Here is an 11,120-nt window from a genome sequence, read left to right on the forward strand (position 1 = left end):
GCTAGAGGTTTTCAGGAAATAGTGGTTTAGCACCCTTTTCCCTAAACACTTCAACAACCTTACTCTGCTCCTCTAAAGACAATTTCTTAAACCTTTTTCCAGCACTTAAAATCATTGGCCACAACCTTATGTCTCCAGCCATGGCATATGTTGCCACAGGTTCTTGTGATAATGTGTACCAAACAGCCATATCTATATCCTCTTGAGTGTCGAAAGGCTCATACCATGTAGTGTATCTCTTCTCACCTACATATCTTCTCTTAGCAATAGATTTTATGGCTATAACACCAATATCTCTATCCATAGCAACCTTCAGAACTGGTCTAAAATCATTCTCAGGTCTTGGCATAGTCATTGCAGCTGCGTATACAGGTATTAGAATAGTGTCAAAATCAAACATTTCCAAAGCTTTTAAAGCAACTCTCATATCGGCATGAACAGTTATTCCAATAAACTTTATCAACCCCTGGTCACGAGCCTCAAGAAAAGCCTTTGCAGCACCTTTTTCACTAAAGATTTTGTTTAGCTCCTCCAAAGAGCCAACAGCGTGAAATTGGTAAATATCTAAAGAGTTGACACCAAATCTTGAAAGAGTTGTTTTAAGTTCTCTCCAAGCACCTTCATATGTTCTCTCAAGAGTTTTTTCAGCAACAACAAGTCTATCTCTATACTTTTTTATTAGTGGGCCCAGCCTTATCTCAGCTTCTGCATAGCTAGGAGCTATATCAATCATGTTGAGTCCTTCACTAATAGCATTCTCAACAGCTTTAATAGCAGCTTGAGCATCTGGATAGACACCAGGACCAAAACCACCTATGGTAAGTATTGATACCTTGTAATTTGTTCTACCCAGTCTCCTATACTCCAAAAACATCACCACAAAGTGTTTCTCTCCAAAAATTAAATATTTTGCTCATGTGAATATATAAATGTTTTTGTAGTGAAAATGATGAAGTCTAAGACTACATCGTCTAGGTGTTGCCCATGGATAATCTTAGGGAGATGCTGCTAAGCATTGTAAATAACATGGCGAAAGAGACTTATAGAAGCATTGTTCTAGATATTCTCAACAACCCTACACTAACATTTACAAGCACAAAACCTTTGATACAGTTAGGGGAATCACCTGCTGCTCCAAGAAAACACCACTTCTTTTCTGGTGGGCTGCTTCTACACACACTATCAGTTGCTTTAATAGCTAGAAGCATAGCAAAAATTTTTGAGAATCTATATGGAGTTGATGTTGATGAGGATTTGGTTGTTTCTGCTGCTATTCTGCACGATATTTTCAAGTACTATCAGTATGCAGTAGACGATGCTAGTGGTGGTTATAAGCCAAGGGATGACTGGTACCTAAGTCACGACTATGCAATTGTTGCTGAGTTGTCAAGAAGAAACGCGCCAGATGCTCTTATAAGAGTTGTTTCAGAAGCTCATGGAATTGCCCCATTCTCAACAATAGAGGGTTTGATAGTGCACTTAGCAGATTCTATAGATGCTAGATTTGGTGAGTACCTACAAAACATTTTGCTTTCAAAGCTTAAGGAAATTGAGAAAGAGGGTTGCAACATTTACAAAATTTTGAATGAGCTTATTAAGAGAGATGGCCTTAGAAATGTTGTTCAAGAAGCTCAAAAAAGTGGTTTAACCCAAAAAGCTATTGCAGTATGTAAGGAGGGTGCTGATAAATAACCCTTCACTACCTCCTTACTAATAGAATTACTAGTATCGCAACCACGACTAATACTATAATGATAATCAATATTGTTGACATTGATACTGGTTGTGCTGGGGTAGCTGAAGAGGTTCCTAAGCTGCTTGTACCAATGGCGCTGGTATAACTACTATATGTTGTGTATGTTGTAACAGTGGTAGCAATGCTTGTTGCACTAGTATAACTGGTATAGCTTGGTGATATTATGGTGCTGCTGGTAGTTGTAGATTGATATGTTTGTGGTGTACTGGTTTTAGCCAAGGTTGTTGCTGAAGTTGATGTAGTGGGTAGAGAGGTTGTAAGTACTGATGTTGTAGTTGGAAGTGGAGTAGGTGTTGGTGTAGGTGTTGGAGGTATAGCAGTTATTGCTGTTGTTGTGGTTTGTGTGGTAGGAACTGCTATTGTGTATTGTATTGTTGCAGGGCCTTTGAAAACAATAACTGTCTCGTTAGCTGTTGATTCATAAAATAATGTTTCGTTGGGTATTGATAGAAGAATTATGTTTGGGGATATCACAAGTCTTACCACAACTGGTTTAGTTATATTGAGTTGAAGCAGGCCATTCACGATTGTAACATTTGCTATGTAGCTTATTGTAGCTGTTGCGTTTGCTGATGAAGCTATGTAGAGTGTATCTCCCATTAAAACCCATTCAGTAGCTGTACTTGCTGTAACCTCTATAGAGGATTCAATTGGTTTAACAGGTAAATCAACACCTGTTACACCAATACTGATTTGCGTAGTTATATAAACTGTTGCAACACCATCTCCATTTATTTTAATTGTTATATTTGGATTCTCTGCTTGGCCGGCAATGGTATTGAGAATTAGTATTGTGAATATGGAAATTGAGATTAGTGTTAAGTAGAGTTTGTTCTTTTCTATCATGAACTTGTTCGCCTGATAAGCTCCAACTCTAATGAACTCAGCTTTAAATTTTTATATGCCAAAAACTGTAGAAGTCTTTTTCTGCTTTCGAAATTCTCTTCAAAATACTTAACAACATCTTTAACACATTTCCTACTAATCCTACTCTTCACTAAGCACTGCAATTTTTTACTGCAGATAGCATCCTCTAAACACATTTTCCTCAAAACATCTACAGTATCGCTGAATAGTTTCGATTCTGAGTAAGGGTAAAGTCTTTTCTCCTCATGTACGAAACCCCTAAACCTGGCTACAACATATGCTAGTGCTGCAATTAGTGGTGCTAAAACTATTTGAGCACCAATTTGATTTGATACATTATTGAATATTATATGCAAATACCTTGCAGGGTTAATGAGTATTGCAATTGCTTTTGGAACTCCATAAACGTTTACCAGCTCACTTAGTGAAAGCAGTCTTTCACCGTATTTAGAGGCATCGACAAAGAATGTTTTTGGTGATTTGTTTTCGCAAATGCTGTCTATGATAGAGTTGAATAGGGATACATAAACATTTTGCTGTTGTTGAAAACCAAAAACAGTATTTGTAGCTATTGATCCATCGCCAATGACAACAGCCTTTAAACCGTTTTTGTAACACTCAACACCAACAGTATTGTTGTACACAAATGCTATTGGGTGACAAGACGCTTTATCTAAGATGGTTACTGGTGATACATATGCAAATGCTATGTAAAACATCTTCTTGTTTACATTTACATAGCCATAGACTATTCCAGAGTAGTTTGCTGAAAGAATGTACTTGAATGCCTCAATTCTAGCTGGAATTCCAAGTTTCTCAAGAACTTGATTCCCATAGCCGTCCTCATCAAGAACAATAACACTAGCTTTAGATTTTGAAACAAGATTTGCTATTGATAAAAGCTCCGAGTTTTCAAAGCTTTTCTCTGGTGAGATAAAAACAAGTGTTGTACAGCCACCGAAGTTACTGTATCTAACACTGGACCAGTCTTTAACAATGTGAACAACTCCTCTAGATGCTAGAAACTCTATGAATTTTGATGAGCCATCCCAAAAACTGTTTAGAGGCGATGCACCAGATGTTGAAATTCCAGCAATGTTTTTCTCAAATGATGCAAACAGTGTTAATGCTATTAGAAGTGTGAAAAGAAATAGAATTGTGTTTATGGTTTTGCTAGCTTTTCTCATGGCATGACCCACTAGAATAGGAAAGTATTACTACACCTGCTAATAGTGAAATAAATGAGGCTACATATCTTTGCAAAATAGCCAAGACAATTGCAGATATGAAAACAGCTAAAGCTGTGTAAACTAGAAGAGTTTGCTGTTTTTCACTTTGCCTCATTGAAGCATTGCCTCAAAAAACTTTATCCAATCATCCAAGTAAAATGCTTTATCGCTAATAAAACCAGCAACATAAAAAGCTATTGCAATTAACACAATCGCTATTGGTAATACCTTAATTTGTAGTGTTCTTCCCCAGTATTTGCTTAGAAAATATGTTGCTGTAATCGAGGCCAAAGCTGATAATGTTGATGAATACCAAATATTTTTTATGAAAACAACTGTAAAGGCTCCAAAAATCATTGTAAGTACTGAAAACAAAAGAACTCTATGAATTTGTTTGAAAAGTGGCCTAATATCTATTAGCATGAAGGGAATTTTGAAGCTTATTGATATGCATTTACCTGATTTTATTGCTATTGCTGTTTTCATTATGAAGTATAGTGATAGTGCATATATTGTGTATATTGCTACAAAATCTGTGTAGCTATAGGGGCCAAGGTATAGTAGAGAGCTTAGCGCTAAGGCAATAACAAACAAAGCAAATACAAATACATAAATGCTTTTAACCATTTTTATCCAAGCCCATAATCCTTTTCCAACAAATTCAAGAAATTGCTAAGTTCCTTCAAATCTTTTCCACTCCACATATTTGAATATCTCAAAACCTCATACTTTGTTACAGCTGTTTTAATTAATTGAATATTTCTGGGATTTGCCTTCACTAGTTTTGATAAGACATCTCTATGAGTATCGGAATTGTTTATAGTAACACCATGTTTTCCAGACACAAAGTGTAACACTTTCCAAAACCTGTGTAACAAAATAGTCTTCTCATCCTCTTTACCCAAAGCACTTTTCGTATCTGCAAAAACCCTTGCTCTATTTACTACAAAAAGCTTCTTCATAGCTAAAAGAATATTATGTTTCGAAAACACAATTACCACAAAAACTATAAATGTTAAAAGCGTTGATGTTGAAACAAACAATATGAACATTTGGTTGCCATACTGAAACTGCTTCTTAGCACCACTATCAACTATAACAACATCTTTAATGCTTTGACTGCTTAACCTATTCGATTCTAGAATTGTTTCAGCAAATGAAATTGCATTAGATTTTGCAACAACTTCCTCCAAAGCTTTATAATCCTTAAAATTGAGACTTAGAATTCTTGATTTTCGCACTGAAGACGAGGTTGCACCACTATCTACTCTGCTTCTACTTATATAAGATTCCTCAGCTATTCCATTGTTTCCCATACCCATGTAAGATTCCATTAACTGTTGAGATGGGGATATCATATATGGTGAAGAACCGTTTCTAAAAAATTGATTGGGTATAGAGCTAGCTCCTTTACTGCTTTCAACAATATATTGATTTGGCGATGCAATAACCTCTATGCTACTAATACTAATATTATTTGAAAGCAACACTTGCAGTGTTTGCCCAATATTAGTGCTTATACCAAGAAAAATCATGGATATGAATTCACTTGTTTTGATAGATATCTTCTCACTCTCAATCAATTCTATGAGCTTGTAAATAGCTTTCTCAAAAGTGTTTACATCTATTACATTAGAAGTTTCATTGCTTTTAGTGATGTATTGTATGTTTGAGTAACTTATTCTATAATCGAAATTGATTGGGTGATAACTCACAAAGTTTTTTATAAACATTGCCAAAACTATTGAGTCGTAAACAAGCATATCATTTAATAAATCATCAAATGTTTTTCTACTCATAGATACAGCTCCTTTGTAAAGCATTAGAATTAGTAGAAGTTTTGATGATATTCGTGCTGTGGTGTTTGCTGAAACTCCTTTTCCAGTTTCTATAACATAATCTATTAAATTAGCAATGTCAGTGTAGTTGTAGCTGCAAAACTCATATCCGTTGTAGAGATTTAGAATAAGCTTTGACAATGGCTTGTCACATCCCAAATCATTCTCCAGACTTTTCTCAGCAAATAATATTAGCAGCTTTGAAATGTCCTCTCTAGTTATGTAGAATCCTTCACCAGAAAACATTTTCAAAGCTCTAAGCTGAGCAGCTCCAATGAACAATGCTAATCTGGTATCGTTATACACCATCTGCAGTAGCTTCTTAGCAAGTGCGGCATTTACCTCGCTTGTATTGGTTAATGTTGCATTTACATTTCTAATCCATTGCTTAAGAATTTCAGAACCATACACTATTGTCGATGCTGCTTTTCCTAACTCAATGGAGTGTCTATCAATGGCCAAGACATTTAAAAAGCTAAGTGGGTAAAACACAATGAGTGTTATGATAATGCTAATGAAAATGTTTTTAGCAGGTAGACTATTCATGTAATCACATTATAGCATATTTTGCTAAAAACTAAAAATATTTTGTTGTGGTAAACAATGACGGTGTTTAGCAGAGTTGTTCAAAGAGTTGTTGAAGAGTCTTCGAAGGTGCTTGTTGATAGAGTTTCTTATGTAGAGCTAATAACGTTTTCCATTATATTTGAGGGACATGTTTTGATAGAGGGTATACCAGGTATCGCAAAAACGTTAACAGCTAAAACAATATCAAAGCTTCTAAACCTTTCCTTCTCCAGAATTCAGTGTACTGTCGATATATTGCCATCAGATATTATAGGAACTAGAGTATATAATCAGAAAACAGGTGAGTTTGAGCTTAGGCTAGGACCTATATACTCAAATGTTGTTTTAGTTGATGAGATTAACAGAGCTTCTCCAAGAGCACAATCAGCTTTGCTTGAGGCTATGCAGGAAAGGCAGATTACAATAGATGGTGAAACGGTTAAGTTGCCAAGACCATTCACAGTAATAGCAACTCAAAACCCTATAGAGTTGGAGGGCACATTTCCACTGCCAGAAGCTCAGCTTGATAGATTCTACATAAAAATTGATATGAAGAGTCTTGAAAGAGAGTCTTTGATTAAGCTTCTTAAAAAGGATTTGAGAATGATTGAAAGAGAGTTTGAGAATTTGAAGCCTATTGTTAACTCTACAGATATTGCCGAGGCTTCTAAAGAGATAGAGAGTGTTTATGTTGATGACTCAATATATGACTATATTGTGAAAATAGTTGAGTATAGCAATAAACATCCTGCTGTAAGACTTGGTGTTACACCAAGAGGTGCTCTAATGCTTCTTAACCTCACAAAGGAGTTTGCTCTTTATGATGAGAGAAAATATGTTATACCAGATGATGTTAAAAAAGCTTCTATACCAGCTTTATCACATAGAATTTTGCTAAAGCCTGAGTACATTGCCGAGGGATATAGCGCCCAGAGTGTTATACGGGAGATTTTAACTAGAGTTGAGGTGCCAAGGCCATAGACAGCAACGTTGTTGAGATTTTTCAAAAACCAACAAAATACTTCTACTTGCTTATTCTAGCAACTTTAATAGCTTTTGTTGGGTTTGGCAATCAAATACCAAGTTTCTTAGCATTGTTCATTGCATCAACAACACTAACAGTTGTTGTTGCATCACTTTCCATAGCAACTTCAGTAAAAAGTATTGTAACCAACGTTAAGATTTTGAAGCATGAGGTTAGTGGTGTTGAGAATGAGGAAATTGGTGTAGAGGTGGCTATAGAGGTTTTGTTTCCCAAAGTTTTATCCGTAGCTGGGGTAGGTCTTGAAAGCGATGCTGGTATTTCATATGTTAAACACAATGTGGTTGTTAATGATAATATGTATAAGCTTAAGGTTTTTGTGAAGGGTTATGTTGGTTTTCACAAAGTGAAAATGCTTACAATAACTTTTCGCGATATTTTCAAACTGTTTAGAGTTGTTGCAAGGATAAGATTGAGCAATCCAGTAACTGTGCAAATAGTTCCAATGAAAAAGCCTAGCAGATTCAAAATGGATATTGTAATGCCATCGGAAATTGTTTACGAGGCTTTCACATCTAGAAGAAGAGGTATGGGAATCAATATTCTTGGTGTTAGAGAGTATGTTGCTGGTGATGATTTTAGAAGAATAGCTTGGAAGGCAACAGCCAAGGCAAGACGTTTAATGGTTAAAGAGTTTGAGGGCATGTCTTTTAAAAACATAGTTATTGTTGCGTCTATCCATTATGGGCATTTCATCGGCGATCCACCGCCTGTTAGCTACATAGCAAGTGCAATACTAAGCATTGTTTCAGTTGCTTGTGAGAGAAATATGGGTGTTAGACTTGGTGTTGCAACAGAGGATAGCATTAAGATTAGTGATTTTGTTGTGAGAAAAGGTGCTGAAAACATATACTCGCTTTTCTCCTTGATTGAGTGGCCAGAGACTTTGGCTGAGCCTAGAGGCTATTCTAGCAGCAATAGAATTGTGAGATGGTTTGTTAAGCAAATAGTTTTTGATACTTGTAGAGAGCCATGTATTGTAGCATTGTTTATTGATCCAATGGATGATCTAGATGTTGAGAATATTGTAAAACTACACGAGGAGTTGAGGATTTATGGACACGAGCTAAAGGTTTTCTTAACACCTTCAACACTACTAAGATTTCTATTCAACAAAAGATTATCTACTCAGGAACTAAACAATGTTATGAGAGAGGTTACAAGAAGTGGTTTCATAGCTAGAAAAATTCATAGAGTTTTAGGTGTTTATGCACCAAGTGAATATGTTGTTTAATGAGTAATTCACTATTTATTTAAATCCTGGTGGTCTTACCCTCAAAACCTCTCTATTGACTAGTGTTGGCGGCTCTCTCCCTTCGTAGAACGCTATTAGGTTTTCCGCAACTAGTTCAGCCATTGCATGTCTAGCTTCATATGTTGCAGAACCTATGTGTGGTACTAGCACAACGTTTTTGAATGATGTTAGTGGGTGGTTTGGTGGAAGAGGCTCTTGCTCAAAAACATCTAGACCTGCACCAGCAATCCAACCCTCAGTCAATGCCTTGACCAATGCATTTGTATCTATTATAGCACCCCTCGCTGTGTTTACCAATATTGCTGTTTTCTTCATTTTCTTTAGCCTTTCCTCATTGATCATGTGATGTGTTTCCTTTGTTAATGGAACATGTATTGAAACAACATCAGCTTCTTGAAGAAGTGTGTCAAGATCTCTGTACTCTGCCCCAAGAGCCTTCTCCAAATCAACATTTCTTTTCACATCATAGTAAATAATTTTCATGCCAAAAGCCTTTCCAATTTCAGCAACTCTAGACCCTATTCTCCCAAGCCCAACAACTCCAAGTGTTTTACCCTTCAACTCTGCACCAAGCATCATATGTGGATGCCAACCTGTTCTAGTTCTCCACCACTCACCCCACCTAACAAAAACATCAGACTCAACAATTCTTCTAGCAACAGCCAATATCAAAGCCCATGTAAGCTCAGCAGTAGCCTCAGTCAAAACACCAGGAGTATTAGTAACATATATACCCAGATTAGTAGCACACTCAACATCTATATTATCATAGCCAACAGCATACTGAGCAACAATTCTCAACCTCTTAGCCTGCTTAAGAAGATTACAATCAATTCTATCACTCAACAAAGACACTAAAGCATCAACCTCCCTAGCCTTCTCCAAAAGCACATCATATGGCGGTGGCTGATACCTATCCCAAACCTCAACATCATAATACCTCCCAAGCTTTTCTATCACATCAGGAAACAGTTCCCTTGTAACAAAAACTCTTGGCTTCATATATCACAACCTCTTTCAACATACTACAATTTGCTACAATTCGGTGCTCTTTAAAAGCTTTAATTAGCAACAAAAACTGGAATTGCATATAACTAAATCTTTGGGCTGTGGTACTTGGATTATAGAAATGATCATTTGATTAATTATTTTAAATTACAGTTCGTTTAAAGTTTTTATTTGTATCTATAGCTGTTCTTGATTGTATTTATGAATGAGCTCTATGGCCATAAGTAAAGACTTTCTACTCCCTTTTGGGAGTTTCTGTTGTTTGGGAGGGGAAGCCCTGTGACTACATCAAAATAGTCTTTCTACTCCCTTTTGGGAGTTTCTTGCATTTGTTTACTCATGTATGATGTTATGTTTTGAATCTATTAACTTTCTACTCCCTTTTGGGAGTTTCTGGTGAGAGAGTTGCAACAATTCGCCATCCTGAATAGGGTAGTGATAACTTTCTACTCCCTTTTGGGAGTTTCAAGTAAGTGAATGCAAGCAAATAGCTGATGCAATATTGGATGACTATGAATCCTTTCTACTCCCTTTTGGGAGTTTCGGGAAGAGGTTTGTTGATGAAAACACAGGTTTTGTTGCTGTTGATGGGACTGCTTTCTACTCCCTTTTGGGAGTTTCTATGCAAGCAACAACAATGCAATGCCCCAAGCCCAAGACCCATCTTTCTACTCCCTTTTGGGAGTTTCTTGTCGATTATCTATCTGATGATGTTGCCATCCTCAAAGCTCTCGAAGCTCTTTCTACTCCCTTTTGGGAGTTTCTGTGTTTGTGCGTGAGGAGCGTGAGAAAAGTATATAAACCCAAACCTTTCTACTCCCTTTTGGGAGTTTCTTGCTTCTGCTCAATGAGCTTGCTGAGAAATGGTTTGGCTATGCAGTAGATCTTTCTACTCCCTTTTGGGAGTTTCACGCTCTATGGATTCCATGTTTTTACCCCGCATACTTTTTTCTCTCTAGCCTTTCTACTCCCTTTTGGGAGTTTCTGCAATTCCTCCAATGATTGCTCCAAGTGTCAATAAAACATTTCCATCCTTTCTACTCCCTTTTGGGAGTTTCAAAAGAATTAGAAAACTGGATGAAGCTATTCAAAAACTTCTTTCTACTCCCTTTTGGGAGTTTCAGAGGGTCAATGGTTATGTTTGCCTGGAGAACGCTGTTGGCTGGCCTTTCTACTCCCTTTTGGGAGTTTCCCAACCTCTTAATCTTTTCCATTTATCTCACCAAATTCACTCTTTGCACAATCTTTCTACTCCCTTTTGGGAGTTTCGTGTAACATTGAGGTTGATTTTAGCAAGGTTGCTGTTAGAATGTTTGATGCTTTCTACTCCCTTTTGGGAGTTTCTCCTGCAGAATCATATGAATACGTTTCTCACTTGCATAGAAAAGACTTTCTACTCCCTTTTGGGAGTTTCTCAAAAGCTTTAGAAATTCTTAAGCAATGCAACATAGACATTGACATGTCCACTTTCTACTCCCTTTTGGGAGTTTCCTGATTGAGATAAGTGTGGAGTGGAGCAGGATGACAAATACACTTTCTACTCCCTTTTGGGAGTTTC

General features: G+C 36.7%; 10 protein-coding genes and 1 CRISPR repeat array. Of the genes, 3 read left to right on the top strand and 7 right to left on the bottom strand.

The window, feature by feature from the left end; translation table 11 throughout:
- Window position 1 precedes the first annotated feature (1 nt).
- Entirely contained in the window at window positions 2–868 is an 867-nt protein-coding gene (locus QPL79_RS08450) for an aldo/keto reductase (RefSeq protein WP_285274376.1), read from the bottom strand.
- Window positions 869–984: 116 nt separating this feature from the next.
- Between QPL79_RS08450 and QPL79_RS08455 the strand changes: the two genes are divergently transcribed.
- Entirely contained in the window at window positions 985–1,692 is a 708-nt protein-coding gene (locus tag QPL79_RS08455) for an HD domain-containing protein (RefSeq protein ID WP_285274377.1), read from the top strand.
- 7 nt (window positions 1,693–1,699) lie between these two features.
- Here QPL79_RS08455 and QPL79_RS08460 read toward each other — a convergent pair whose 3' ends face one another.
- The 5 genes from QPL79_RS08460 to QPL79_RS08480 are packed head-to-tail and all read right to left on the bottom strand — an operon-like array spanning window position 1,700 to window position 6,236.
- A complete protein-coding gene (locus tag QPL79_RS08460; RefSeq protein ID WP_285274378.1) occupies window positions 1,700–2,602 on the bottom strand; it encodes a hypothetical protein in 903 nt (300 codons plus the stop codon).
- Complete coding sequence (locus QPL79_RS08465; protein WP_285274379.1) at window positions 2,599–3,810, bottom strand: DUF4350 domain-containing protein; 1,212 nt, start codon at window positions 3,808–3,810, stop codon at window positions 2,599–2,601. Before QPL79_RS08465 ends, QPL79_RS08460 begins: the two co-directional genes overlap by 4 nt.
- Entirely contained in the window at window positions 3,797–3,967 is a 171-nt protein-coding gene (locus QPL79_RS08470; RefSeq protein WP_285274380.1) for a hypothetical protein, read from the bottom strand. Before QPL79_RS08470 ends, QPL79_RS08465 begins: the two co-directional genes overlap by 14 nt.
- Window positions 3,964–4,479, bottom strand: coding sequence for a hypothetical protein (locus QPL79_RS08475; RefSeq protein WP_285274381.1), 516 nt, complete (start codon window positions 4,477–4,479; stop codon window positions 3,964–3,966). Before QPL79_RS08475 ends, QPL79_RS08470 begins: the two co-directional genes overlap by 4 nt.
- 2 nt (window positions 4,480–4,481) lie before the next feature.
- Entirely contained in the window at window positions 4,482–6,236 is a 1,755-nt protein-coding gene (locus tag QPL79_RS08480) for a hypothetical protein (protein WP_285274382.1), read from the bottom strand.
- A gap of 57 nt (window positions 6,237–6,293) precedes the next feature.
- Here QPL79_RS08480 and QPL79_RS08485 point away from each other — a divergent pair, with 57 nt between their 5' ends.
- Entirely contained in the window at window positions 6,294–7,238 is a 945-nt protein-coding gene (locus QPL79_RS08485; protein WP_285274383.1) for an AAA family ATPase, read from the top strand.
- Between the two features lie 47 nt (window positions 7,239–7,285).
- Window positions 7,286–8,533 (top strand): DUF58 domain-containing protein, encoded by a 1,248-nt coding sequence (locus QPL79_RS08490; protein ID WP_285274384.1) that lies wholly within the window; start codon window positions 7,286–7,288, stop codon window positions 8,531–8,533.
- A gap of 15 nt (window positions 8,534–8,548) precedes the next feature.
- Here QPL79_RS08490 and gyaR read toward each other — a convergent pair whose 3' ends face one another.
- On the bottom strand, window positions 8,549–9,556 hold the full coding sequence (gyaR, locus tag QPL79_RS08495; RefSeq protein WP_285274385.1) for a glyoxylate reductase: 1,008 nt from the start codon (window positions 9,554–9,556) through the stop codon (window positions 8,549–8,551).
- Between the two features lie 237 nt (window positions 9,557–9,793).
- Window positions 9,794–11,120: a CRISPR direct-repeat array (repeat unit 25 nt; unit sequence CTTTCTACTCCCTTTTGGGAGTTTC).

Origin of the sequence: Ignisphaera cupida (genome assembly GCF_030186535.1) — an archaeon.
GTDB classification, from domain to species: domain Archaea; phylum Thermoproteota; class Thermoprotei_A; order Sulfolobales; family Ignisphaeraceae; genus Ignisphaera; species Ignisphaera cupida.

Excerpts from the sequence above, each read along its gene's own strand:
- QPL79_RS08470 (WP_285274380.1), bottom strand. The coding sequence starts at position 3,967 with ATGAGGCAAAGTGAAAAACAGCAAACTCTTCTAGTTTACACAGCTTTA.
- QPL79_RS08460 (WP_285274378.1), bottom strand. The coding sequence starts at position 2,602 with ATGATAGAAAAGAACAAACTCTACTTAACACTAATCTCAATTTCCATA.
- QPL79_RS08480 (WP_285274382.1), bottom strand. The coding sequence starts at position 6,236 with ATGAATAGTCTACCTGCTAAAAACATTTTCATTAGCATTATCATAACA.
- gyaR (WP_285274385.1), bottom strand. The coding sequence starts at position 9,556 with ATGAAGCCAAGAGTTTTTGTTACAAGGGAACTGTTTCCTGATGTGATA.
- QPL79_RS08465 (WP_285274379.1), bottom strand. The coding sequence starts at position 3,810 with ATGAGAAAAGCTAGCAAAACCATAAACACAATTCTATTTCTTTTCACA.
- QPL79_RS08475 (WP_285274381.1), bottom strand. The coding sequence starts at position 4,479 with ATGGTTAAAAGCATTTATGTATTTGTATTTGCTTTGTTTGTTATTGCC.
- QPL79_RS08455 (WP_285274377.1), top strand. The coding sequence starts at position 985 with ATGGATAATCTTAGGGAGATGCTGCTAAGCATTGTAAATAACATGGCG.
- QPL79_RS08485 (WP_285274383.1), top strand. The coding sequence starts at position 6,294 with ATGACGGTGTTTAGCAGAGTTGTTCAAAGAGTTGTTGAAGAGTCTTCG.